Genomic DNA, 24,557 nt, shown 5'->3' on the forward strand with positions numbered 1-24,557 from the left:
TCAATCAATTCCTATTATTTTGTGGGTTTGCAGGCTTAATCGCCATTTTGGATTATTTTGGCAGTATTCGACGACCTCTGCAACATGATTTTTTCCTGTTTCATCAAGCGGTTGCAGGAAGAAGTTCGTGTAATTTAAATCTTCCACGTCTTTTGGGGTGATTTTTTCCTGTGGGTAAACGAGCTTTATTTCATCGCCAGATTTCTGAACAAATTGGGTTAAGTCCTTGGGACTGACACATACCCAATCAAGTTCTTCTGGTGCTGGTAAGGTGCCATTTGTTTCAACGGCGACTTCAAAGCCGCGTTCTTGGAATGCCTTAATTAACGGGACATCAAGCTGTAAAAGGGGTTCACCACCGGTGCAAACAACATACGGCATTCCACCGGATGGCCAAAAACTTGCGACCTTATCCGCGAGTTCCTCTGGCGTTTTAAATTTGCCGCCATTTTGGCCATTTACACCAACAAAATCAGTGTCGCAGAAATTACAGGCGGCATTTTCCCTGTCTTTTTCAAGGCCAGACCATAAATTACAGCCAGAAAAGCGACAGAAAACGGCCGGTCTTCCGGTGTGGGCGCCTTCGCCCTGTAATGTATAGAATATTTCCTTGACGCTATAGGTCATTATACTTTCCGGTATTTAATCGGGTCTTTGCCGCCGGCTTCTTTAAAACCCTTTAATCTTAACAGACAGCTGTCACATTCACCACATGCAGAACCATCATCCGCCGGGTCATAACAACTTGTTGTCATTGAATAATCAACACCAAGTGAAAGACCCGTTTTAATGATTTCTGCCTTGGTTAAATCAATCAATGGTGTGTTAATGCGTACGCCGTCGTTACCTTCAACCCCGACTTTAGTTGCAAGGCGGGCCATATCCTGAAATGACTTGATATATTCAGGGCGACAATCAGGATAGCCGCTGTAATCAAGGGCATTTACACCGATAAAGATATCGTTACTGCCAATGGTTTCCGCAAAGGCAAGCGCGAATGATAAAAAGATCGTATTACGGGCAGGGACATATGTAACCGGAATTTCATCTTCCATTTCGTCTTCAGAACGACCTTTTGGTACATCAATGTCATCGGTAAGGGCGGAACCACCAAATGCGCGCAGGTCAATATTAATGACTTCGTGGCGGATGATGCCGCGGGCCTTTGCCACGGCCTTGGACGCATTAAGTTCATTATTGTCACGCTGTCCGTAACTGAAACTTAATCCATAAACATCAAAGCCTTGGTCCTGTGCAATGGCAACACATGTTGTGCTGTCTAATCCGCCGGAAAGCAATACAACTGCTTTTTTATCTGACATAACTTTTAAAACCTCTATCAATTTGCAGCATCTGTAACCTAAATTTAAAAGTAATTCCATGACTAATATAGCCGGATCGGATATAACAGGCCAATTGTTATTATTTAAGGGTTACTAAATGCCATTATCAACGCCAGCACCACGCAAGCATAAACACACTAGATCCATCAAACTTGATGGCTATATTCGTGATGACGGGTTATGGGATATTGAAGCGCACCTTACCGATATCAAATCATATGATATTGAAAACCAGTGGCGTAATGGTATTGCGGCGGGTGATCCAATCCATGAAATGTGGGTTAGGCTTACGATTGATGACCAATTTTACGTACGTGATGTTGAGGCAGTTACCGATAACAGCCCATTTGAAATGTGCCCGATTATAACCGATGCCTATAAACAGCTAATTGGCATTAGAATTGGCCCGGGTTGGCGCCGCGCCATTAATGAAAAGGTAAAGGGCAAACAAGGCTGCACTCATATTACAGAACTGCTTGGTCCACTGGCGACTGTGTCATTTCAGACATTAATGGGTAATATTCAAAAGAACGCCAATAAGGCAAAAGTAAATAAAGACCACGTTAAACCGATGGTGATTAACAGCTGCCATGCGTGGGCAGAGGACAGCGAAGTGGTTAAAAAGCATCTTCCTGAATTTTATAAGGCAGGTGAGGAGTAATCACCGTAACGTCATACTCGGGAACCGCAGGTGAAGGAGCGCAGCGAGGACACTAGTTCCGAGTATCTCTTAATAGGCATGAGACCCACGGGACAAGCCCGAGGGTGACGGTTTAATCTGTGTTCAATCATCCAAGATATGATCATCAAGATGTTTGGATAATTTATCTTTTGATGATTTATCAAATTGTTTTTCGGCCTTGGTGCGGCCGAATTTGACACGGTTTTCTTCGGCGCGTTTTTCTTTTTCCGCGCGCTTTTTATTTTTCTTTGCTTTTGAAAAAGAAAGAATGTCTGCCATTAATTGGTCCGTGTCATTTTATTCATGGTCATTGGTTCCCAGTTTGCCCCTTCATCCGATGATTTTTCCACAAGAAATTCACGGGTGTTTTTGTCGATTTCAGTGAACGTAAGACGGAAATACATTTCACCATCATTCTGGGATGGGAAATTGGTTCCTGCACGCAGGTTCGTTAATTGAAGTTCATTTTCCGATATAAAGTCGCCCTCGTAAATATCCATTAACCCGTATGTATCATCCACGGCGGCAAGGCGGTATAGGTTGCGATATTGATCGTACGTGATGAATGTTTCAACGATAAAGATATTATCCGGCACAAGATTGCTGATTTCTTCGGTGATCAGCTTTCCTTTTAACTTGCTGTGGTATGTGACGTCGGATGTGGCGATTTGTTTCCATTCATCATCCTGCCAGAGATATTGAACCGTATCCCATTCTCCCAGAATGGACGAAAGCATCGCCATTTTTTCGAGGGGCACTTTTTCAACGTCGTTATTTTGTGCAAAAGAAAATGAAGTTAATAGTGAAAGTAAAAAAGCAAAGAATATATTTTTCATTTTTAAAATCTGGATCCCAATCGAATTAAAATATTTTTAGAATTCGGAATTGATTGTACATGACCCGGATTTAATTGATAGAGGAAATTTACCTGTGCTCGAACACCCATGATTTCTGCAATTGTATAAGCAAGCTCAATATCGCGTTCAGTACCGCGTGGAGCGAGGGGGACTGCGGTATAAGACATTGTATAATTGTTATTCACATAATCCCTGTTTGAAACGGTGCTAATGATGCCTTTACCCCCATGTAATTTTAATGGTTGGCTGAATGATATGGATAATTGGTCATTATTTCTGATTATTCCGTTTGTTTTAACGCCAACAAGATAACTATATGATTTTAGGGTTGATATTTGGTCAATGATTGATGTTGATGATCCATCAACCTTGGTCAGGCCGTAAGAAACCCTGGCGAATATGTTACTTTTGTTTGTGATGTTCCAATTAAATTTCCCGCCAACAAACCCAGTTCTCGCGCCACGTCCAATTTCAAGCGCGCCTGTTGATATCGCACCTAGTACACTTCCTTTTTCTGTTAATAGACCAAAATCAAATGATGCGGTTAAGTTATTCGTAAAGTGATGCTCAATACGGTTTAGCACCATTGTGTTTTGAAAATTAATAGGAACTTGGCTGATTTCACGGGGAATAGATCCTTCGCTAGTGGCAATGGCGATTTCATGTGTGGTTTTGCCATTATTCTTGTAAGAAACGCCAATTGTTTCTGCCGGATTTAACAGCATATTAAACCCGTGTTTATTGGGGGCAATATAATCATCAGGGCGGTAATCTTCCAGCATTTCCGGAAGAGACATTCCTGCAGTAAAAGAGACGGATTTTGTGTTATCTAATGAATGGGAGATCGCCATTCTTAATTGCCCGGTGTTTGTCCGGTGACGGTCCAGATGGTTTGAAAAATAACGTTTATCAATTTCGTTAAAGCGATCGTCATGCTGCCATGCCATTCTGACGTTCGTCTTTTCATCAAAGATAATGTCATGACGCCTTGTTGACATGGCACCGGTCATGAAACGGTCAAGATCAATCATTGCTTGTGGATTATAAACGCTATTTGAAAAATCGATATTATATGATCTGTCATATTTATCCGTAACCATAACGTTTGATAAATTATCTCTGAATGAAATATCAGCACCGAAGGCACCACCAGAATAAATTAAATTCTGTGATGCAACTGTATTTGCCGTTCCAATAGTTGCTGTTTCGCCAAACCCATTTCCAGCAAGGGATAATTGCCCTTGCGCGGTAAAGGCCTCTTCAATATTCACTAGCCCGCGTCCATAAACATTATCAACGCCTGGTACACCTAGGTCAGTTGCCGTTGTAAATAAAATATCCGCAATTTCCGCCGCAGACAGGTTTGGGAATGCCTGCATTAAAAGGGCCGCCGCACCAGATATCAACGCCGTCGATACAGACGTTCCGGATGTAAAAACATATTCGAAACTATTATTCGTTAAATGATCGGGTGTGGTAAACTGCTCACCGGGGGCCACAAGGTAAATGTTTTTTGCATCCTCGCCAGCGCGATAACTGAAATCTGAAATCACATTGTTACTATCAACGGAACCCGCAACGATAATCTGACCATTTGCCCAATTGGCAATGGCAACGCGCGCAGATCCCTGAATTTCCGTGCCTGTGCCCGCGGGATCTGTGTCTTCAATATTACCAGCCGGTTGTACAATTAACTTGTCTGCGGCAACAGCTCTTTGGATTGCCTGTTGTAAACCAATCGTGGGGAAGGTATTGGAACCGAGGCTTTCGTTGATAATATCAGCATTATGCTGAACAGCATAATCATATGCATTTGCAAGATCAGAATGGAAAAAAGAACAATTATCAAGATCTGGACAATTCGCCGATGTGGTCGCGTTGATATTTAGAATTTGTGCATCGAATGCTACGCCATGCATGTTTATCGGACTGTTGTTCGTATTGTGGTCTCGTTTTGATGCAATAACGCCCGCAATTGCGGTTCCATGGCCGCTAAAATCATCGGCATCATTTGGATCAAGGTTGGCCACATTTGTACTCGCGCTATGTAGTTGCCCTTCAAGTTCAGGGACTTCGGTAACACCGGAATCAATGACGGCAACCAATATACCATTGCCCGTATAACCATTATCATAAGCGGTTAGTATGTTCATTTGTGCAAGTGCACTATTTTCCCGGTATTCAGCAGTATCGAAATTTGTACCATTATTAAGGGGTGGGGCAGGTGTATTTAAAGCAGGGGATGATGAACCACCGCCAGTGCCGCCACCACCGCAGGCCGCCAGTGTAAAAAAGGCGAATGCAGATGCTGATTTCAGTAATAAGTTACGGATCGTCACTTTATGCCCCTTATATCCAGAATAGCTAATATATCATTATTTTGCGGCGTAAGATAAAATAATCGGTTAAATATACTTAAACTTGTTGGTTTTAATTTCTGGGGAAATGTAATTTTGCGATTTTTAATAATCTATAATCCAAACGCAGGACAGCGCAGACAAAAGCTTTTTGAAAGTGTTTTATCTGTACTTGATGCGCGTATGATTGATTACACGCTTATAAAAACAGAATATGCAGGGCATGGAACCGAAATTGCGAAAGCTTTTTCAAATAAAGATGAATTTGATGTTATTACAGCTGCAGGTGGTGACGGCACCATAAACGAAGTTTTAAATGGTATTTATGGTACTGATAAACCGCTTGGTATTATTCCAATGGGAACCGCAAATGTACTTGCCAAGGAGCTAGGGATTAAAATCAATGTCCATTCAATTGTTAGCTCCTTAACAAATGGAAATACAGCCAGCATTTATCCTGCGAAAATTAATGATCAATATTTTACCCTTATGGCAAGCGTTGGGTATGACGCGCTTGCGGTTAAGAATGTCAATTTATCATTAAAGAAAAAAATCGGTGAAGTGGCTTATTTTATTGCTTTTTTAAAGGAAATATTCTTTGGCGACAAAAGGCAGTATTACTGTGAAATTGATGGAATATTACACCCATGCGCCAGTGCAATTGTTACAAACGGAAAATTTTACGCGGGTAAATATGTGTGCGCGCCTAATGCATCACTGCATGATCAGATGCTTCATGCGATCCTGTTTAAAAATAAAGGGGCGTGGGCGGCGATAAAATACTTTATTGCAATAATGACAAGCCGACTTGCCGGACGGGATGATATTGATATTATTGATGTTAAAAGCGTTAAGTTAAAATCGGATGTTGTGGCCCCGGTTCAAATTGACGGTGACCATTATGGTGAATTACCTGTAAGCGTCAGCATTGCTGATAACCCGATCACTTTGATGGTGCCATAGCAAGTTTTCTAATGCTGTTTAATCCAATGAGTAGCCATGTTGTATTTAACACTACAAGCGGAATTGTGCCGTATGAATAAGTATTGATAATCAGGCAAACACTGGCAGATGCGTTAAGCCCCTGATAAATATATGAATTGGATTTAAAGGTACCATTTGATAGAAAAAAATATGCGATCAATAATGTCGCTGCACCAGCCCATCCAATAATATCAATATAGAAAGGAACTTCGTTCATAGTTTATCCTAACGGGTTGAATTGAATATAAAATATTGTAATATAAAAAAACTTAATTCTATTATTGGGGGTTATATTGAAAAAATACAACAGATTTTCATCTATTCTTATTTCGTTTGTTTTTACAACTATTACAACTGTGGCATATAGCGCACCTATCCCCGCAGAGGTATTAGGTGTCATTCCAGAAATTTCTGATGCTGAATTATCCCCTGATGGTAACAAAATTTTGCTGATGCAGAATTATAATGGTCGTAAAATTATCGTTACCAAATCGCTTATTGACCCAAGCATTCCGGCAAACGGAATTCCAACCAGCGAAGGGGAATATAGCTGGGCAAGATGGACGTCCAATAATGAAATTATTGCGGGTATTAATTTTTCATCACAAAGAAGAACGGGTAGAGGGTTAACGGACACAACCGAAAGCCGTTTGGTTTATATGGATTGGGACGGGAAAAATATTCAAAACCCAATTGAACTGCGTGGGAACCGAATGGGCGTGGGGCCGGTTAGTAAACAAAACCATGTTCCGCAGTTTCAGGATGAAGTGATTGATATCCTTGAAGATGATCCGGATCATGTTTTAATCGAACTTGATTATGAAGAAGCATTACAAGACGCCGTTTATAAATTAAATTTAAAAGATAAGAGCAGAACAAGAATTGTCCGTGGGCGTAGCATCATTCAAGATTGGAAAACCGATAAAAATCACGTTGTTCGATTTGGTGAAGGCCGCACAACAAGAGCCGCCGCGACAGAGGTAAAGCACGTTGCTTATTACAGAAAAAATGAAAGCGATGATTGGGAAACCTTGTTTGAATATGATGAATTAAAGGATGTAAAGCCATTTAATTTCGTTGATTTTTCGGATAAGGAAGAAGAAATTTATATTTCCTTTTTGAATGAGCATAGAAACAAAGCTTATTACCGATATAATGTCGATACAGAAGAGGTCGTTGCAGTCGTCGCCAGTTCAGAAGATTATGATATTCAGAACCTTGTGATTGATGAAAATGGAATGGTCGAAAGCTATTCTTATTTTGATGACAAATTGAACATCGTTAGGAAAAGCAAACAGGGAATAAGGTTAGGTAAGATTTTTGAAGCAAACTTCCCCGGTGAAATCGTTCAGATTATTACCCAATCAGCTGATGAAAAAGTAATCGTTTTAAAGGTTAGTTCCCCACAAAACCCGGGTTCATATTACATACTGAATTTAAGAGAAGGCAGTATGGAACCACTAAATTTCAATTATGCAAAGCTTGATTATGAACAGCTTTCCCCAATGAAACCGGTTACATACACAGCAAGGGATGGTGTGGAAATTCCAGGTTACTTAACATTGCCAATTGGGCATGACGCAAACGATCTGCCGACGATTATTATGCCACATGGTGGGCCAATGGCGCGGGATTACTGGGAATTTGATTATTGGGTTCAATTCCTTGCCAGCCGCGGTTATGCGGTTTTACAAATGAATTATCGTGGTTCAACCGGACTTGGTGCTGATTTTGAAATTATGGGTCATCAGGAATGGGGTAGAAAAATGCTTGAAGACATTAATGATGGCACCCATTGGATGATTGATAGCGGTATTACCGATCCTGATAAGGTTTGTGTTATGGGCGGCAGTTATGGTGGTTATGCAGCGCTTCAAACACTTGTGATGGAACAAGAACTTTATAAATGTTCTATTGCCTTTGCGCCTGTCGCTGATTTGCAGGATTTCTTGAATTACAGAAGACGTTTTACCGGATACAGAACATATTTAAATTATGTCACCAGTGATGATTGGCGTGTTGATGATGCATCACCGTCTGATAATCTGGATAAAATTAATGTTCCAGTGTTGTTGATACATGGTGATCAGGATCGAAGTGTCCGTGTCGAGCAAAGCATAAATTTTCATGAAAAAATGGATGATGCGGGTAAAGATATTAAATATATCGAATTTAAAGACGGTGATCATTTCTTAAGTCGTGAAGAACACCGTATTGAATTTTTACGTGAAGTTGAAAAATTCTTAAATAAGCATCTATAATAGGAAATGATTAAAAGATTTTTTGGATTATTCATTTATCTGAATTTCATGTGCATGTTGGTAAATGCGCAAGAAAGAAATGTTTCTGCAGAAACTCTTGGTATTATTCCTGAAATATCCAGCGTTCAAATCTCACCGAACGGGGAGCGGATATTATTATTAAAAAATAATGGTGGTATCGTTTCGCTCATTACACGAAATTTATTCGGTGACGAGGGCGACTATACGATACTTTTGGGTTAGCACAAATTACTTCGTGGAGAGGTGATCAGGAGCCTGTTACACTTCAGAGGCGAATTATTGATCTGCAAAGACATGATCCTGATCATGTTATTACTAATTCAGGCTCGGATATATTTAGATTAAATGTCAAAACAGGGGAAGATGTAAAAATCTCACGTGGGCCATTTTACGCTGATGAGTTTAGAAGTGATAATGATGGTAATCTAAGATTTGCTATGGGAAATGGGAATTCTATTTGGGCTAGAGAGCATATAAAAATTGGATACTATAGAAAGGATGGACAAAGCGAGTGGACAAAAATATTTGATAGGGACACTGCTGTTGGAACAGGAAAAATCGATGAAGAATATTTTGATCAGTATATGAGTTTTGCTGGTTTTTCAAATGATCCAAATCACATTTATGTAATTGCAACTGATGATAAAAATAAACTATCGCTTTATTTGTATGATGTAATTGAAAATCAGAAAATTGAAAAAATAGCCAGTCATGAAAAATATGATATCACTGGTGTCAGCTTTGATAGGGACTATAATCTTGAAGCATATTTTGTAAATGTAGATAAACCTCAATTTTTTCCGGTTAGCGATAAAGCAAAAAAAGTAAAGAAAGTTTTTGATCAAAATTTTCCTGGTTCAACGATTACAATCGAGAGTGTCTCAGAAAATAGAGATAAATACGTATTCAAAATTTCATCGTCTACTGATCCGGGCAGTTTTTATCTACTTGATTTTAATTCCAATCAAATGAATTTATTGGGTTATAATTATCGTTCATTAGATGTGGAAAAATTATCTGAACAAGTTGGTATTAAGTATACAGCAAGAGATGGTTTGGAGATACCGGGTTTTATAACAGTACCAGATGAAAATAAAAATAAACCAAGTCCATTAGTAGTTTTGGTTCGTCCAAGTGCAATTGGAAAAACAACATGGGGCTTTGACTGGTGGGTGCAGTTTTTGGCATCAAGGGGTTATAGCGTTTTACAAGTTAACCAACGTGGTTCTAACGGATATGGTGTAGATTTTTTAACTGCAGGTTTTTTTGAACTTGGTGGAAAAATGCTTGAAGATATCAATGATGGCGCAAAATGGGCTATCCAAAATGGATATGCCAAGAAGGATAAAGTCTGTGTTATGGGACGCGGAAATTTTGGCGGTTATGCCGCTATACAGTCGCCCATTATAGAGAAAGGACTTTATAATTGTTCTGTTGCATATGACCCAATGATAAATTTTAAAGATTATGTTCGTTCATTGGACAGTACATACATTGAAAAAAAAGGAATGGATATTGATGGAATGTCCCCATATTTGAGAAGAGATGAATTTGATATTCCGATCTTAATGTTTAAAACTCAATCTGGTGTTGTTCAGAATGGGAACAGATATGACCGTTTTTTTAACGCATTAGAAGAAAATAATATTGAAAATAGCATTGTTGATTTAAGGCAAGAGGCTAGTCCTGATGTAGTCTTTCTAAATGAACTTGAAGCATTCCTCGAAAAACACCTCAAAAACTAAACATCAAATCAGTGAAGTTTTTATTTAATTATTGCAATTGATTATCTTTCCATGCACTCTGATTTCAAGTCGCAGGGAGAGTAAATTTGAAAAAGATAATTGCGTTATTAATAGGGGTTTCATTAATGTCCAGCGTTGCATATGCCGATAAAAAAGTGATCGCTCATCGTGGCGCCAGCGGATATGTGGCAGAACATACGTTGGCGGCCAAGGCAATGGCCTATGCCATGGGTGTGGATTATATCGAGCAAGATGTGGTCATGACAAAAGATGACCATCTGGTGGTGCTGCATGATCATTATCTGGACCGTGTGACCGATGTTCAGGAAAAATTCCCGGGTCGCGCCCGTGAAGATGGCCGTTATTATGTGATTGATTTTACCCTCGATGAAATCAGACGCCTTGATGTCACAGAAAGATACCGCATTGATAAAGACGGCAATAAACAAGCCGTATTTCCGGACCGTTTCCCGTTAAGTAAATCACGATTTAAGGTGCACACACTTGCGGAAGAAATTGAATTAATCCAAGGGCTTAATAAATCAACTGGTGGTGATATCGGCATATATGCAGAGGCCAAAAGCCCCGCATTCCACCTTGCGGTCGGTAAAGATTTAAGTCGCGCGATGCTGCAAACATTTAAAGATTATGGATACGATAGCAAAGACGCAAAAGCATATTACCAGACATTTGAAATTGATGAATTAAAACGGGTTGCAAATGAAGTGCTGCCGTCGCTAAATATGGATACAAGGCTCGTGCAATTGATGGGCGCGGGCGAAGTTAACCCATATGATGAAATGACCACGGATGCAGGCATGGAAGCATTATCAAAATATGCCGATGGCATTGGGCCAAGTATGTTTATGATTACCGAAACCAAAGACCGCGGGAAAACATTCACGAAATCAGACCTTGTTGACCTTGCCCATAAATACGGGATGGAAGTCCACCCATACACATTCCGAGTAGACAGTTTTGCCATTCCAGGATTTGCAGGAAGCTATGAAGGGTTACTTGAATTATTCCTTTTTGATATTGGCGTTGATGGGGTCTTTACCGATTTCCCCGATAAAACCATTGATTTCATTAAAGGGAGGGACGCGAAATGATTGGCATTTTTAAACCCGCCCCACATGTTGAACAAGTCGCCGACGATGAAGTGGATGACACCTATAAACGATTAAGATGGCAGGTCTATATCGGGATTTTCATTGGCTATGCCGGTTATTATCTGGTGCGGAAAAACTTTTCGCTTGCGATCCCGAACCTTGTTGAAGAAGGATTCAGCCGTACTGAACTTGGCTTCGCGTTATCCGGTGTGGCAATTGCGTACGGGCTTTCCAAGTTCGTGATGGGCAGCGTATCCGATCGCAGTAACGCCAGATATTTTATGTCATTCGGGCTACTTACGTCCGCATTATGTATGATTTTCATGGGAACCAGTGCATTTGCATTAAGTTCCGTATGGATCATGTTTTTAATCCTGCTGCTTAATGGTTGGGTGCAGGGAATGGGCTGGCCGCCAAGTGGCCGGATCATGGTTCACTGGTTTTCACCAAAGGAACGGGGCAGGGTCGTTTCGTTCTGGAATGTCGCCCATAATATTGGTGGCGGCATGGTCGGGATCCTTGCGGTATGGGGTATGGCGATTTTTGCGGGTGATTATAAATCGGTCTTTTATTTCCATGGCATGATCGCGATTGTTATTGCCATATTTATTTGGCTGACGGTACGTGACACACCGCAATCACAAGGGCTGCCGTCCATTGAAAAATATCATAATGATTATCCGATGGCGTTTAAATATAAAGAAACCCATGAAACTGAATTTTCCGCCAAACAAATTTTCATGGAATATGTTTTAAATAACAAGCTGTTATGGGCTATTGCCGTTGCTAATGCGTTTGTGTATCTGGTGCGTTATGGTGTGCTTGATTGGGCGCCACTATACCTTCAGGAAGCAAAGGATTTCACGTTCGATGGCAGCAGTTTTGCATATGCGCTTTATGAACTTGCGGGTATTCCGGGAACTATTATTTGCGGGATTATATCCGATAAATATTTCCGTGCGCGACGCGCGCCTGCATTAATCCTGTTTATGGGCATTACGCTTATTTGTGTTGTGGTTTACTGGTTAAACCCGATTGGCAACCCGTCACTTGATATTGCGATGCTGATTGCCATTGGTTTCTTTATCTATGGACCGGTGATGTTAATTGGGCTTTTCGCACTTGATCTGGTGCCGAAAAAGGCCGCCGGAACAGCCGCCGGATTTACTGGGCTGTTCGGATATGTCGGCGGTGCAGTTTCCGCCAATGTGGCCATTGGATACGCAGTTGATATCGCCGGATGGGACGCAGGGTTTATGCTGATTATCGGTGCCTGTGTCTTATCGATTGTTTTAGCGTCGCTCACCATTAAGGCGGAGATGAAGTTTAATGCGTAAATTGTTGTTATTAATCACTTTATTTGTTTCACACGTCGCATTCGCAGAGGATGCTGATAACGCTATTAAAATTAAAGAATTAATGGAAAATAGCGATTTTAACGGCGCTGTTCTTGTAGCCCGTGATGGCAATGTCATCTTTAAAGAGGCATACGGCATCGCAAATGTCACAACAGGTGAAAAATTAACGACGGATAGTGCATTTGAACTCGCGAGTATTTCAAAAACATTCACAGCTGTCGCCATTCATCAGCTCGTGGAAGCGGGGAAAATGCGGTTTGATGATCCGGTAACCAAATATTTTCCAAAGCTTCCTTATGACAACGTGACGATCGCAGGGCTTTTAAGTCATACATCTGGTTTATTTGATGTGTATGAAGAAGTTGAAATGCGTGAACAGCATTTCGCAAATTACCGCACGCGTGAGGAAAATCCGGAACTTGTGCCATATGGCAATGATGATTATCTGGCATTTCTTGAAAAATATGCGCCTGAATTGCTGGCCGGGCCATATGAACTATCCAAATACAGTAATACGGCTTATGTCTTACTTGGTTTGATCATTGAGCAACTATCAGGACAAGCATATGATGATTATATCAATGAATATATCTATCGCCCCGCAGGGATGACGGAAAGCTTTCAATTCAGCATGATCCCGACATCAGAACGCCCCGAATATGTTAAAGGCCATAGAATAAATGACGATGGTGATATCAAAAGATCACCTGACCCAGATGCGCCACCACGCATGCGCGGTGAAACATATGGCGATGATGATATGGTTTCGACGCTGGATGATATGTTGAAATTTGACGTTGCCATCAGGGAAGGGTGGCTCATCGGGCCAGAGATTATGATCGGGGCATTGAAACCCATAATCCTTAAAAACGGTACTCCATCACATTATGGGCTTGGCTTTGCCATTGATCAGGTGGGAAGACATCGTTATGTGGGCCATAGCGGCAGCACGAGCGGCTTTATCACTTATATGCAGTTTGGCTTAAGTGGAGATAATCATACGATTATTTTGTTATCAAACATGCGAAACACGAAAGATAGTATTCGCGATTTATATGCATCTATTCGCAATATCGTCGCGGATTAATTTACATCACCGCCATGTTCAAGCCATTCTGCGGCATCGGGTGTCGTATCACGTGCGACAACAAGATGATATTGATTAAGCTCGTTTTCGGTTAAAACACCGCGCCAACGGCCATTTGTGCCTTTATTCATAAAACGGTCGCCGCCACCTTTCCATATGCCCTCGGATTCCGGCATGATGTTCATGAAATTTTTCTTCATGGATCCAAACGATATGCGTTCTAATATGCCGGGCATTTGTTTTTCATCAATTTCAATGTCAAGAAACGCGGCAATCTTACGAATGGCTTTTTCGGGGTCACTTAATAAATCCGCGAAATGGACAAAATGTATGTTCGGTAAGCGGCGATGTTCCCACCAGCTTTGTAAATGGTGAAAATGAGACCAGTACGGATAGCCGTCATCTTCCCATTCGAACCAGCTTTTTGAAATCCAGTCCTCATAGAATGCATGAATATCATCATAATCAAACGGGAAGGGCGGCATACCCATGTCTTTCATCTTTTCACCGACAAGTCCGCGGATATCATCGCTATAGCCACTGTGATGGTTCCATAATGACATAAATACATCCCGGCCATCACGGCACACATAAATATATTTCATGGTGTCAAAATACGGAATTCCATCCATGGGCAGGTGTGTTTTGATAAATCGTCTGTGATCCTGCGCATCAAGTCTTTCAATGATTTCATCAAGCGGTTCGATATCCATATCAAGCCAGGGCGACATAAAACTAACCGGATGCGGCATTTCACCATCTTGAAAGATTAAATTGGCGACGATAGTTTGCATCCATGTTGTGCCGGCTTTGTATGATGTTGTAATGACAATATCACCCGCCCTGTGGTTATAAGCTTCCCATCGGTCGCTTTTCATGATTGGATGATTTATGTATTCACGCGTTTTTACAGGGTTACTTGTGTCCATTGTTCCCTCCCAATGAATGTGCCCCCAATATTATGAATTGGGGCATCATACACTATTTATGGGAAATGGTAAAATGAGAGGGTATTATTGGTTTACAATGGCGGTGTTTGCATAACCGCTTTGCATAACGGTGGACACATTAAAATCACCTGATTGCGATACTTTAATAAAATGACCGGTACCAGATTGATCAATGAATGAACCGTTATTGGCACCGCTTTGGAGGACCTCTATAAGATTGAAATCACCGGATTGATTGATGGTGCTGTGGTTTTTAACGCCCGATTGATCAATAAAAACATCTGATATTGCGAACAGATCCTGATTGAGGATGCTTGTATTTTCAAAAAGATTTTCATCCGGCTCAAGCGCGGACTGCGCAAAAACAATTGTATTGGATAAAATAAAGATAAGAAGTGCTCTGATGATCACGTTACGACCCCAATGAATTAAGTGTTGTAACGATTTTATCTCAGATTCTTTTTAAGGATTTTCTAACAATAGATAAAATTCTAATTAATAAGAAAACTGGTGCTAAATTGGACCACCGTTCGCCATCCACTTTGCAGCTTCTGGGCTAAGGGTTCTGTTTAAAGCTTTATCATATTGCAACAGCTGTGCTTCGGTTAAGATGCCTTGCCATTGATTGTTCTTTCCCTTGTGCATAAACCGGTCACCGCCATCACGCCATAATTTATTAGTATCAGGAAGAATGTCTTCGAAATTTGCCTTCATGTAATCAAATGAAACCCGGTTTAAGATACCAGGCAACATTTCATCATTAATCTCGATGTTCAAGAATGATGCAACCTTTTTAATAAGTCTTTGCGGATCGGCAAGCATATCGGCGTAATGAATGAACAATATATTATTCAGATGCTTTTGTTCCCACCAACTTTTTAAATGATAAAAATGTGACCAATAAGGATAGCCTTCATCTTGCCATTCGAAAAAGCCGCGTGAAATCCAATCACCCCAAAACTCGTTATGATCTTTGTAATTTACTTTGAATTCTACGCCAAATTCTTTGGCCCGCTTTTTATAGGTTGTTTTTAATTCTTCACGATATCCACTGATTTGGTTCCATAAAGACATAAATACATCACGGCCATCACGCGTAATGAAAATATATTTCATGGTATCGAAATACGGCAGGCCATCAAAGGGAAGATGAGTTTTTATAAAACGCCTGTGGGTTTGGTTTTCAAGTGTATCAATGACTTCTTCAATTGGTCTTGCAAGAAATTCAAGCCATGGCGACATATCACCAACAGGGCCTGGTAAGTTTCCATCTTGAAATAACAAATTGGCGACGATTGTCTGCATCCATGTGGTGCCGCATTTATTGGTTGTTGATATTGTAATATCACCCGGACGATGATCGTATTTGTCCCATCTGGTACTATCAATCATGGGATGATTGTTATATGTGTGCTTTACACGCGACAAATGTATGTTCAAAACCAATTCCACAAACTTTTTAAGATGCGTTTGCGTTGTAGGATATTTAATTATGAAAAACAATAATTAATACAGCATTTTATCCAGTTTATTTGAACTATACTATTGTTTGTTCAATTAAAAAAATGCCGCACTTAAAAAGTGCGGCATTTCATGGAGCATCTAAATATTGTTATTGAGTTACAATCGCAACATTAGATAAACCTGTTTGAGTTACATTAGAGATATTGTAACCATATGTTTGTGTAACACTTGCATAGTGACCGTCACCAGATTGGTTAACATCTGACCAGTTGTGTGTGCCGTCTTGGTGGATATAAGCAGTGTGGTTATTACCAGTTTGGTAAGCATAACTTACGTTGCCGTTACCTTCGTGTTGAACAACATCGATTAGGTTATCGTTACCGAATTCTTGTGTTGCTTCTGAGTAGTTGTTATCAGAACCTTGTTCAACATAGATGCCATATGATGAGCCAAATGAAGTATTAAACACGTTTTCTTGTGATGCAATTGATTCATTGCCGTCACCGTCTTGGTAAACTTCAATAACGCCATTTGAAACATGTGTTTGTGTTGCATTTGAAGCGTTGTTGTCACCGATTTGAGTCACATAAATGCCGCTGTTATAAACGCCATATGCATGTGTACCTTCTTGTTCAGCATATGAATAGTTGTAATCACCTTCTTGGTAAACATCGATTTCACTGTTTGCAACATCGTCTTGGAAGTTGTCAGAATCGTTGTTGTTACCATATTGATCAACATAAATTTCTGTAAAGTATACGTGATCTTGGTGTGCGTCTGCATCGTTGTCATTACCGTCTTGGTAAATATCAGTTGTCGCAAGTTCACTATCATGCTGCCATGAGTGAGCAATGTTGCCATTACCTAGTTGGTCAACATATGCATCGCTGTCTGATGTTAGTGTGTCTTGCTCAACCCAAGAATCGTTTCCTTCGCCAGTTTGGTTTACTGTTGCTGTGTTATAATCACCATCTTGATCAACTAAAGATTGGTTATCTACGCCAGTTTGGTTAACAGTCGCTTCTACACCATTACCGTAGTATAATGTTTGCCATACATCAGAATTGTTTCCTTTACCGTTTTGGTCAACATTTGCCGTAGCATAATTTCCATCTTGGTGCACTTCAGATGTGTTTTCTTTTGCATAATCAGGTGTGTTATGTTGTGTAACGTTTGCTGTTGCACCAACAGAACCAGCACGTTGGTCAATTGTTGAGAAGTTAGCTTGAAGTGTGTATGGACCGATATCAGCGTCTGATTGATTTACAGTAGCTGTACCGTGTGAACCGTTTTGTGTTACTGTTGATTCACCGTTATAACCAAGGTTTTGTGTTACAGTGGCTTCGTTATCGTGGTCAGTTTGTGTAATTGTTGACACATTTGACGCTACGCTTGGTTGTGCAGGAGCAGCGAAAGCATTTCCTGATGTAAGTGCGGCGACTGATACCGCTGTTAGTAAGATTTTACGCATTGATTTTTCCTCTGTTTTGTTAAATCGTTTCGTTTTTTACTTCGTCTTTAAGTTGCCAAATCCCTTTTATTTGTTAAGCATGACTATTGATTTGGCAAAGTGTCATTCATTGAGGGCTGGTAAATGTATTCGTTTGAATTATCGAAATTGTTGCCCCGCCATCTTGTGTAATTCCGTAGTTCAGATTTGTTCCGTCCTGACGTGATATCAATGTGTTATCAAAGCCATTCTGGGTAAATGTTGCACTAACCGTATCGCCGACTTGGGTGGCGTTAATGGTGTTGTTCCCACCATTTTGTGTCAGTGTTGCTGAATTATCCGTACCGTCCTGGAATAGACGGACTTCATTGTTATATGCTGCAACTGCATTGACTTGGTTTACGGTTAATTGGTTGCCATTTCCAACTTGCCAAAGCTCTGCTGAATTTGTTGATGATAATACGGATGACTGTTCAATTAATGCGTCATTGTCAGTACCAGACTGATAAAGAGAAGTTTTATTGGTGCCCCCCAAGCCATCTTGAGAAATATCAAAATCATTTCGGTCACCAACTACGATCACTGACGCAGTATTTGTTGCATTTTTCTGTGTAATTTGTCCTTCAACACCATCAGCACCATTGTTGTTTCCCGTAATTGATACGTGCGCTGTGTTATCACCGTCTTGTTGCTGAATATTTGTTCTATTGTCGTTACCAAGTTGATTGATGTAAACCGCTTGTGAAAAATTTTCTGACTTTCCAACGAAATCTGAAAATTCTTCTTGGACTTCGGAAACATCCGGCTCAACTGGTTCTGTTACGTCTGGAACCTCCTGCGAAAATGCATTCGCACTTAAAAAGCTTACAAAAACTGCTGAAAACACTAATCCTTGATATGGCTTTAGAATGTTTCTCATAAAGCATCCCTTTCTGCTTTTTCTTTTGAGTAAGACGCAAGGTATTTCTGCTGTAATTCTTTATCTTCTAGTCCCCAAAGACCCAGTGTCATGCCTTCCATAATCAGGGAATAAACGCCGCCTTCAATTGCATGTTCTAGGGCCAGTAAGCCTGGCTCGTTTCTCGTGTATCCTGCTTCTGCCTCAAGTAAGTTTTTATAACTTACGAAACGGAAAGCATCGGCTTGATAAGCGACAGATGCAATTTGATTGCGGTTAACGACTGACATCAGAACTTCACCAGTAGTAACGCTTACGGCGCGGATATAAATCGTGACGGTGTCTTCTTTGTATTTTGTTGATCCACCAATCCCTAGGTAACGTGCGCCAATGCCGCCTGTTTTTGTGCTTGAATCATATCCGATGATGCCGCCCTCAAATAGAATGCCTGCGAATAAAACGGGTGGTAATTCTTCTTGAGTAGGGGTGCGGTTTTGATGTCTTTGATACATCTCGCGAATAATTTGACGTTCTTTTAAAAGGTTATTGATACGGCTACGTTCAACAACTTTAAACCATGACCTGTTGCCCGCATCATGTAATGCTTTGATCAGTACTGATGTCGCGCCTTGTGTTACCGCACGTGATAATGTTTGTTGTGCGGTCGTTGTTTTAAATTGGCCTGTTTGATCATCAAATGAATAAACGCCAACAGTAACCGGTGCAACCGGGGCAGGGATGCTGGAAAGCCTTTTAAATGAATTTTCCCCGTCCATAGGTGGTAATGACACCAAATCGTCTTTTACCGTTGTGCTACAACCCGTAATTAATAATGCAAATACTGCCGCAGCTGCTCTTTTATAATTATTTTTTAATGAAATAGACATTTGATTAATACTCACCGGAACTCTAATTTATTGGAACTGAATTACTATTTGATAGTGGATCAACACTATCAAATGAAAGCGGATCCAGAATGCTTTGCTGTGGCGATTGTGGATTTGTTGCATTTAATCCATTAAGTGCTGCTTGTGCTGCGTTTACGCCGCCTTGAACTTCTGCAGTACCGGTAGTCAGTACAGGAATTTCAATTTCTGTTTTTGTGCCAGCCGCAGTGTCCTCAATTACCAGGTGCACGGCTTCTAAACCTTTATTAAAGGTAATAATTTGATCACCAAAAACGATTTGACCGCTTTCCTGTGGGTTTTCACCAAAAATAGCTTCGGTTACCTGTGACGCAAGCCCGGATAGTAGGCGGCTTTGTAATTGACGAATGAAAAGATCCGTTGCTGATGTGTCTTGTTGGGCGATTGCTTCTGGATCTTTATATTTATTTTGCATATTTGCAATGCCGATCAAATGCGCAGAATTAAATGATGACCCACCAAATGAAGGATTGGTCGGCGTATATACATAATCTTGTGCAAGCGCATTAACGGTTAAAAGAAGAAAACTGATCGCTGCCCCAAGCCAGATTTTGATTTTTGTGCAAATCGTAAACATTTAATACTCCAAAACTGCATTTGCTAATCGGCCCCCTTGACCGTGAAAATATAGTCTCATTTTGGATGTAAGTTATCCTCTACCGTTTGGGACTTTATTGAAAAATAATATACCTCAAATGGGGTAGGATAATTTGCAATCAGTCGTTCAAATTGGGCAAACTGTTATACTGTTATGGTTAACGCAGGTTAGATAAATGTAAATGATTACAATCAGTTACGATAGGTAATCAATCCGATTCTTAAGGTAAGCGTGATTGTGGAAATTTCGGTTATTCACCAAGTTGAAGAGCGCCATTATAGACGCCATGTGGGCCAGATAATACAAGACGGATGATGTCTTGTTGTCTGCTTACGCCAAGCTTGCGACAAGCATTCTTTAGTGTTGTTCTTACTGTGGATGGCTTGGTTCTTCTTGTTTCGGCGATTTGTTCAATGGTTTTACCAATAACAAGCCCGGAAAGGATTGATGCTTCTGATTTACTAAGTCCATAAAGACTTGAAAGATCGAGTTCTTCATCAAACTTTGCATCCGGGTCAGCAACAATAATCGCGTAATGGGATCTTCTATATTTATGGCCTAGTTGGTCAATATCAAGCTGTGAAATACAGGCGGGGTAAATTGTATCATGGTTTTGTCTTTTTATGGCAAAACCTTCTCGTCGATGAGTACCATTTACATTTTCCTGTTTTTCGGAAAGGCGATCGAGTAAGGACCTAAATGTTTTTTCTTTACCAATGACTTCAAAGTCTAGTCTACCGTCACCACGAATGAATAGTCCGTCTTTGCGATCAGACATGATTTTGGCTTTTTGATTGCAATATTGCATGTTGCCATCGCGATTAAGAACCATGATGCCGAATTTAATATTATCCATCACTTTTATGATTGAATCATATTCGTCCCTGAAATCAAGATGTTGTCGATAGACACGTGCTGCGCCATATAACACGGGGATTGCATCATCCATAATCGTTTGTAATTTAAGTGTTTTTTTCTTACTTAATTCAGGAAGAGCGATTGCGATTGTGATAACTTCGCCTTGCGATGGGTCACAATAGCTATACCAATTTATTGAATTTAAATCATCTGAACCGGGAAGGGGGACCACATTACGCTGTATGTCATATGGGTTTTCAACGGCTTTTGTAAACATTTCTTTATTGGTTTTTGCATATTCATCGATCTGCTCGATATTGTCACCAATTGGGAATGATCTGCTTAAAATGACATTGCGTCTTGCCATTTCCATGACATTAAACTTTAACCAATCGGCATCAATGTCTTCAGTTAGGATTTTGATGGCACTGGCAAAGTTAGACGGGAACGCACTGATATCCATGATGCGCGACGTAAACTTTATTGTCGTGTTATGCACTTTTTTAAATTCCCAAAATTTTGTTTTTACATCAGACCAGCGTCCCAATTCCGGTGTTGATGTCCATCTCTTAATTCATAATTACTCAATGTGGAATTTACCCATTCCGGTTTTGTATATAATATACATAATTAAAATTGTACAAGCGTTTTTATATTAAATTTTTGTAATATAATAAGATAAGCGATTAATTTTAAAGGGAAAATAAAAAGAGGTTGTGTAAATTAATCCTTATATATCAAATATATAAGTAAATAAGAATGTACGAAATAAGTGACATTAATTTTATAAAATTAAAACTTATTTTGAAGAAGTAAATTTAATTTTGAGGGGAGTTTTGATTTTAAAAGTGGCTCCCCGAGCAGGACTCGAACCTGCGACAAATAGATTAACAGTCTACTGCTCTACCAACTGAGCTATCGGGGAACATTGTTCACTTTTTTACTGGCGTAATCGCCGTTGGTGCGCATCTTATACAGACACTTTTTTTAAATGCCAATAGAAAAATTAAATTTTTTTCATATTAATTTAATTGCTGGATTTTTTTACCAGTTTTTTACCTATTGAAAATATAATGACATTTGAAATTAGAGCCTTAATTTAGTATTATTAAGCGAAAGTACTCACGATTTCCACGTTATTGCCAATTTAAATTAGTACGAATTTAAAATGTTTGAAAAAGTCAAAAGTATGTTTGGTTCCAAGCCAGAACCAAAAAGAAAAGTCAGAAAAACTGTCAGAAAACAGCAAGACATCCCGGTTCAAGTAGAAGAGGCGGCAACTCCTGCTGACATCAAACTTGGAAAAGAACTTTTTTGGGGAAGGTATCCACATTACCCGGAAATGAGCACCGTTTACCGCAAAATATTCCAGAAATATAATGTTGATAACACACGCACCATTAAGGTCCATGATGCGATATGTGGCACCGATATGTGCAATATTTCTGCCGGAAACGGCCCAAATGTCGAATATATCTGCGATGATGATAAAGCAAAGCTTGTAGAAGGGCACATTCGTAAATTAGGACTAACGAAGAAATTCGAGCGCGTGTATGACGCTGACTTCGGTGATGCAAAATCATATATTGCCCATGTATTTACATTTTACCCTGAACTTGACGCGGAAAGTAAGATTGACTGGCAAGCGCTAGATGATAATACCATGCCAGGTGGTTTTGTTTTTTTACCACGGTTAGTAACCAATCCGAAAGAGGCGGACGCGAAACCATCAGACAAGCTTGCGGATAACATTCCATTTTATCATTATATCAACATGGATCACACAGATCACTGGATTGAAGTTTTAACGAATAAGGTGACGATGCTTCAAAATAATACGCCGGAAAAGCTGGAAACAGCGTCAAAAGCCGCCGTTCAGGCATTCCGTGATGAAGTAACCAAATGGGCGCTTGAGATTAAGCGTTTAAAAAGTGAAGACGTTAAAATCATTACCACTGTTTACAAACATGACGACGCATAATAGTTTATAGTAAATTTATTAGAGAAGGGTGTTGTTTAAGCCCTTAAATATTACTATAAAGCACTGAAATGATTGATAAAAAACAGATTTCTTTTTCATTTATTTTTGCCATTTTGATCACAATTGGGGCTTATTTGTCACTTGATGTTGGCTATATTTCATTCACACTTCAAACACTGTTTATCTTTATTGCAGGATTAACGTTATCACGTATTTATGCAGTTTTAGCAGTTCTTATCTATTTATTGGCCGGTGCAATCGGTTTGCCGGTATTTTCCGGTGGAAGTAGTGGTCTTGGCGTCTTCACAGGGCCTACAGCAGGATTTTTAGTTGGATTTCCCATTGCCGCCGGATTTATGGCGCACATTAGCCGTGATGTGCAATATAAAGTCGGTGATGTTAAATTATCGCCATTATATATAAAGGCGATAATTTATTCCTTCATCGGAAGCTTCATCATCCAGATTTTCGGAATTTTGTGGGGAAAGCAGTATACAGGCAACAGTTGGTCACAAGTTTATTTCGATTATATGCATCCGTTTTATTTAAATCTTTCTGTTAAAGCAATTCTTGCTGGCATCATCGCAGTACAGGTTTGGCGTTTGATTGATAAAAGATCAAAAGCATAACAGGACGCTTAAATCGTTCTTATGCGTAAGTAGACGGGAAAATAATGCTGAAGGCCGTCACAGCGTCAAGAATATTCGTGAAAATAAGGATTTTCGCAGAAACACTGAAATATAAGTAAGTTGCATATATAAAAAGTTTCCATAATATATATTCCGCCGCTGTTTAGGCTCTGCCCAGTTGATGCCTGCGCGCCACCGTCAACACCAGCATTTGCAAAGAGTAGGGCTATACCAAGAATCAATGCTGCCGCGGTTTTTTGGAGCAATTTTAACGTTTTCTTAAAGTATGGAACTGCCTCCGGTGCATTAAATTCAGCTTCCCACATATCCCGATGAACTAAAGCCGTTTCAATAGGCATATTGGCCAGTTTAGCTAACTTGATCATTGATGATACACTTGGAACATTGTGTCTATCTGGGTGCCGCCAAGGTGCAATATTCGCTAGGCCCAATTCTATAGCTAATTTGCGATCTGACTTTAAGCCGTTCAATTCTTTTGCTGTGTTCATATACCAATTTATATCGTGTTTCATTGATCAACCTTTCTACGTACGTATGTAAGCATCTAATAAATGATACTTATTATCTGCTAGGCAGCAAGTAGCATTTTATTCTTGACACTATTAACGTAATGTGAATTATATGTGCTAGGTGCCAATGAGCACTTTTAATATCAAAAGTTCCCCAAGGGCCTCTGTTCAGAAATGATCATGCCTTGGAGGGGATCGGGGAAAGAAGCAATGGAAACATTTATGACCATCTGGCAAATAGCGGCGATCTTCATAATCGCGTACGGCTTCAAAAACATCATTTCAGAATTAATCAAGTTTTCTCGTCAAGAAGTAACGAACCTTGACGAGTTTGAGAGCGAGAGAGCAGGCGGGCGCAAGCCTAGCCTGCTTGATCGATTTCACATACTCGCTCTTAAAATTAATCGTTTCGCCTGCGGGCGAAAAGCATCGTTAGAAACAAACTCTCAAACATAAAGGATTTTAA

General features: G+C 40.1%; 26 protein-coding genes and 1 tRNA gene. 11 read left to right on the top strand and 16 right to left on the bottom strand.

Translation table 11 applies throughout. From position 1 onward, the window contains the following. On the bottom strand, positions 1–627 hold the full coding sequence (gene queE, locus KW060_RS07650; RefSeq protein ID WP_249034222.1) for a 7-carboxy-7-deazaguanine synthase: 627 nt from the start codon (positions 625–627) through the stop codon (positions 1–3). Further along, entirely contained in the window at positions 627–1,322 is a 696-nt protein-coding gene (gene queC, locus KW060_RS07655) for a 7-cyano-7-deazaguanine synthase QueC (RefSeq protein ID WP_249034223.1), read from the bottom strand. Before queC ends, queE begins: the two co-directional genes overlap by 1 nt. 118 nt (positions 1,323–1,440) lie before the next feature. On the opposite strand from queC, the gene KW060_RS07660 reads away from it, so the two are divergent. Then, positions 1,441–2,004, top strand: coding sequence for a DUF2889 domain-containing protein (locus tag KW060_RS07660; protein ID WP_249034224.1), 564 nt, complete (start codon positions 1,441–1,443; stop codon positions 2,002–2,004). 123 nt (positions 2,005–2,127) lie between these two features. Here KW060_RS07660 and KW060_RS07665 read toward each other — a convergent pair whose 3' ends face one another. The 3 genes from KW060_RS07665 to KW060_RS07675 are packed head-to-tail and all read right to left on the bottom strand — an operon-like array spanning position 2,128 to position 5,221. Continuing rightward, positions 2,128–2,304 carry a DUF4169 family protein gene (locus KW060_RS07665; RefSeq protein ID WP_249034225.1) on the bottom strand — a complete coding sequence of 59 codons (177 nt, stop codon included), beginning with the start codon at positions 2,302–2,304 and terminating at the stop codon, positions 2,128–2,130. Further along, entirely contained in the window at positions 2,304–2,861 is a 558-nt protein-coding gene (locus KW060_RS07670) for a DUF1579 family protein (RefSeq protein ID WP_249034226.1), read from the bottom strand. Before KW060_RS07670 ends, KW060_RS07665 begins: the two co-directional genes overlap by 1 nt. A 2-nt stretch (positions 2,862–2,863) precedes the next feature. Then, a complete protein-coding gene (locus KW060_RS07675) occupies positions 2,864–5,221 on the bottom strand; it encodes a S8 family peptidase (RefSeq protein ID WP_249034227.1) in 2,358 nt (785 codons plus the stop codon). A 114-nt stretch (positions 5,222–5,335) separates the two neighbouring features. On the opposite strand from KW060_RS07675, the gene KW060_RS07680 reads away from it, so the two are divergent. Continuing rightward, positions 5,336–6,202: a diacylglycerol/lipid kinase family protein gene (locus tag KW060_RS07680; RefSeq protein ID WP_249034228.1), complete on the top strand. Its 867-nt coding sequence runs from the start codon at positions 5,336–5,338 to the stop codon at positions 6,200–6,202. On the opposite strand, the gene KW060_RS07685 is transcribed toward KW060_RS07680, so the two are convergent. Next, complete coding sequence (locus KW060_RS07685) at positions 6,183–6,440, bottom strand: CBU_0592 family membrane protein (protein WP_249034229.1); 258 nt, start codon at positions 6,438–6,440, stop codon at positions 6,183–6,185. The genes KW060_RS07680 and KW060_RS07685 overlap by 20 nt on opposite strands. Positions 6,441–6,516: 76 nt before the next feature. On the opposite strand from KW060_RS07685, the gene KW060_RS07690 reads away from it, so the two are divergent. From KW060_RS07690 to KW060_RS07715, 6 genes are all read left to right on the top strand, one after another. Continuing rightward, on the top strand, positions 6,517–8,484 hold the full coding sequence (locus KW060_RS07690) for an alpha/beta hydrolase family protein (protein ID WP_249034230.1): 1,968 nt from the start codon (positions 6,517–6,519) through the stop codon (positions 8,482–8,484). A gap of 6 nt (positions 8,485–8,490) precedes the next feature. Further along, entirely contained in the window at positions 8,491–8,727 is a 237-nt protein-coding gene (locus KW060_RS07695; RefSeq protein WP_249034231.1) for a hypothetical protein, read from the top strand. Positions 8,728–8,942: 215 nt separating this feature from the next. Beyond that, positions 8,943–10,250 carry an alpha/beta hydrolase family protein gene (locus KW060_RS07700; protein WP_249034232.1) on the top strand — a complete coding sequence of 436 codons (1,308 nt, stop codon included), beginning with the start codon at positions 8,943–8,945 and terminating at the stop codon, positions 10,248–10,250. 86 nt (positions 10,251–10,336) lie between these two features. After that, entirely contained in the window at positions 10,337–11,362 is a 1,026-nt protein-coding gene (glpQ, locus tag KW060_RS07705; protein WP_274757335.1) for a glycerophosphodiester phosphodiesterase, read from the top strand. Continuing rightward, positions 11,359–12,699 (top strand): glycerol-3-phosphate transporter, encoded by a 1,341-nt coding sequence (glpT, locus tag KW060_RS07710; protein ID WP_249034234.1) that lies wholly within the window; start codon positions 11,359–11,361, stop codon positions 12,697–12,699. Before glpQ ends, glpT begins: the two co-directional genes overlap by 4 nt. Then, positions 12,692–13,807, top strand: coding sequence for a serine hydrolase domain-containing protein (locus KW060_RS07715; protein WP_249034235.1), 1,116 nt, complete (start codon positions 12,692–12,694; stop codon positions 13,805–13,807). Before glpT ends, KW060_RS07715 begins: the two co-directional genes overlap by 8 nt. Here the strand turns inward: KW060_RS07715 and KW060_RS07720 are convergent. The 9 genes from KW060_RS07720 to KW060_RS07760 form a co-directional block, all read right to left on the bottom strand. Continuing rightward, the gene (locus KW060_RS07720) at positions 13,804–14,736 is read right to left on the bottom strand and encodes a sulfotransferase domain-containing protein (RefSeq protein WP_249034236.1); all 933 of its coding nucleotides are present in this window, start codon (positions 14,734–14,736) and stop codon (positions 13,804–13,806) included. The two genes, KW060_RS07715 and KW060_RS07720, sit on opposite strands and share 4 nt — an antisense overlap. A gap of 84 nt (positions 14,737–14,820) precedes the next feature. Then, a complete protein-coding gene (locus tag KW060_RS07725) occupies positions 14,821–15,168 on the bottom strand; it encodes a hypothetical protein (protein ID WP_249034237.1) in 348 nt (115 codons plus the stop codon). A 102-nt stretch (positions 15,169–15,270) separates the two neighbouring features. Then, positions 15,271–16,197 (bottom strand): sulfotransferase domain-containing protein, encoded by a 927-nt coding sequence (locus KW060_RS07730; protein WP_249034238.1) that lies wholly within the window; start codon positions 16,195–16,197, stop codon positions 15,271–15,273. A 172-nt stretch (positions 16,198–16,369) separates the two neighbouring features. Continuing rightward, positions 16,370–17,692, bottom strand: coding sequence for a hypothetical protein (locus KW060_RS07735; RefSeq protein WP_249034239.1), 1,323 nt, complete (start codon positions 17,690–17,692; stop codon positions 16,370–16,372). Between the two features lie 106 nt (positions 17,693–17,798). Then, complete coding sequence (locus KW060_RS07740) at positions 17,799–18,590, bottom strand: hypothetical protein (protein ID WP_249034240.1); 792 nt, start codon at positions 18,588–18,590, stop codon at positions 17,799–17,801. Beyond that, positions 18,587–19,456 carry a CsgG/HfaB family protein gene (locus KW060_RS07745; protein ID WP_249034241.1) on the bottom strand — a complete coding sequence of 290 codons (870 nt, stop codon included), beginning with the start codon at positions 19,454–19,456 and terminating at the stop codon, positions 18,587–18,589. The genes KW060_RS07740 and KW060_RS07745 overlap by 4 nt, the downstream gene beginning before the upstream one ends. Positions 19,457–19,478: 22 nt before the next feature. Further along, on the bottom strand, positions 19,479–20,072 hold the full coding sequence (locus KW060_RS07750; protein ID WP_249034242.1) for a curli assembly protein CsgF: 594 nt from the start codon (positions 20,070–20,072) through the stop codon (positions 19,479–19,481). Positions 20,073–20,343: 271 nt separating this feature from the next. Further along, complete coding sequence (locus KW060_RS07755) at positions 20,344–21,450, bottom strand: helix-turn-helix transcriptional regulator (protein WP_249034243.1); 1,107 nt, start codon at positions 21,448–21,450, stop codon at positions 20,344–20,346. Positions 21,451–21,800: 350 nt separating this feature from the next. After that, positions 21,801–21,876: transfer RNA gene (locus KW060_RS07760), tRNA-Asn, on the bottom strand. Positions 21,877–22,119: 243 nt separating this feature from the next. Between KW060_RS07760 and KW060_RS07765 the strand changes: the two genes are divergently transcribed. Beyond that, positions 22,120–22,932, top strand: a complete 813-nt coding sequence (locus KW060_RS07765) for a hypothetical protein (protein ID WP_249034244.1) — start codon at positions 22,120–22,122, stop codon at positions 22,930–22,932. A gap of 68 nt (positions 22,933–23,000) precedes the next feature. Next, positions 23,001–23,561: a biotin transporter BioY gene (locus KW060_RS07770; RefSeq protein WP_249034245.1), complete on the top strand. Its 561-nt coding sequence runs from the start codon at positions 23,001–23,003 to the stop codon at positions 23,559–23,561. A gap of 65 nt (positions 23,562–23,626) precedes the next feature. Here KW060_RS07770 and KW060_RS07775 read toward each other — a convergent pair whose 3' ends face one another. Next, positions 23,627–24,094: a hypothetical protein gene (locus KW060_RS07775; RefSeq protein ID WP_249034246.1), complete on the bottom strand. Its 468-nt coding sequence runs from the start codon at positions 24,092–24,094 to the stop codon at positions 23,627–23,629. A gap of 177 nt (positions 24,095–24,271) precedes the next feature. On the opposite strand from KW060_RS07775, the gene KW060_RS07780 reads away from it, so the two are divergent. Continuing rightward, positions 24,272–24,547 (top strand): hypothetical protein, encoded by a 276-nt coding sequence (locus tag KW060_RS07780; protein ID WP_274757336.1) that lies wholly within the window; start codon positions 24,272–24,274, stop codon positions 24,545–24,547. Positions 24,548–24,557 lie beyond the last annotated feature (10 nt).

This window comes from Pseudemcibacter aquimaris, assembly GCF_028869115.1.
In the GTDB taxonomy this organism is placed as follows: domain Bacteria; phylum Pseudomonadota; class Alphaproteobacteria; order Sphingomonadales; family Emcibacteraceae; genus Pseudemcibacter; species Pseudemcibacter aquimaris.

Excerpts from the sequence above, each read along its gene's own strand:
- KW060_RS07715 (WP_249034235.1), top strand. The coding sequence starts at position 12,692 with ATGCGTAAATTGTTGTTATTAATCACTTTATTTGTTTCACACGTCGCA.
- KW060_RS07665 (WP_249034225.1), bottom strand. The coding sequence starts at position 2,304 with ATGGCAGACATTCTTTCTTTTTCAAAAGCAAAGAAAAATAAAAAGCGC.
- KW060_RS07660 (WP_249034224.1), top strand. The coding sequence starts at position 1,441 with ATGCCATTATCAACGCCAGCACCACGCAAGCATAAACACACTAGATCC.
- KW060_RS07775 (WP_249034246.1), bottom strand. The coding sequence starts at position 24,094 with ATGAAACACGATATAAATTGGTATATGAACACAGCAAAAGAATTGAAC.
- queE (WP_249034222.1), bottom strand. The coding sequence starts at position 627 with ATGACCTATAGCGTCAAGGAAATATTCTATACATTACAGGGCGAAGGC.
- KW060_RS07770 (WP_249034245.1), top strand. The coding sequence starts at position 23,001 with ATGATTGATAAAAAACAGATTTCTTTTTCATTTATTTTTGCCATTTTG.
- KW060_RS07700 (WP_249034232.1), top strand. The coding sequence starts at position 8,943 with ATGGGAAATGGGAATTCTATTTGGGCTAGAGAGCATATAAAAATTGGA.
- KW060_RS07670 (WP_249034226.1), bottom strand. The coding sequence starts at position 2,861 with ATGAAAAATATATTCTTTGCTTTTTTACTTTCACTATTAACTTCATTT.
- KW060_RS07685 (WP_249034229.1), bottom strand. The coding sequence starts at position 6,440 with ATGAACGAAGTTCCTTTCTATATTGATATTATTGGATGGGCTGGTGCA.
- KW060_RS07750 (WP_249034242.1), bottom strand. The coding sequence starts at position 20,072 with ATGTTTACGATTTGCACAAAAATCAAAATCTGGCTTGGGGCAGCGATC.
- KW060_RS07740 (WP_249034240.1), bottom strand. The coding sequence starts at position 18,590 with ATGAGAAACATTCTAAAGCCATATCAAGGATTAGTGTTTTCAGCAGTT.
- KW060_RS07745 (WP_249034241.1), bottom strand. The coding sequence starts at position 19,456 with ATGTCTATTTCATTAAAAAATAATTATAAAAGAGCAGCTGCGGCAGTA.
- KW060_RS07735 (WP_249034239.1), bottom strand. The coding sequence starts at position 17,692 with ATGCGTAAAATCTTACTAACAGCGGTATCAGTCGCCGCACTTACATCA.
- KW060_RS07780 (WP_274757336.1), top strand. The coding sequence starts at position 24,272 with ATGCCTTGGAGGGGATCGGGGAAAGAAGCAATGGAAACATTTATGACC.
- queC (WP_249034223.1), bottom strand. The coding sequence starts at position 1,322 with ATGTCAGATAAAAAAGCAGTTGTATTGCTTTCCGGCGGATTAGACAGC.
- glpT (WP_249034234.1), top strand. The coding sequence starts at position 11,359 with ATGATTGGCATTTTTAAACCCGCCCCACATGTTGAACAAGTCGCCGAC.
- KW060_RS07695 (WP_249034231.1), top strand. The coding sequence starts at position 8,491 with ATGATTAAAAGATTTTTTGGATTATTCATTTATCTGAATTTCATGTGC.
- KW060_RS07765 (WP_249034244.1), top strand. The coding sequence starts at position 22,120 with ATGTTTGAAAAAGTCAAAAGTATGTTTGGTTCCAAGCCAGAACCAAAA.
- KW060_RS07720 (WP_249034236.1), bottom strand. The coding sequence starts at position 14,736 with ATGGACACAAGTAACCCTGTAAAAACGCGTGAATACATAAATCATCCA.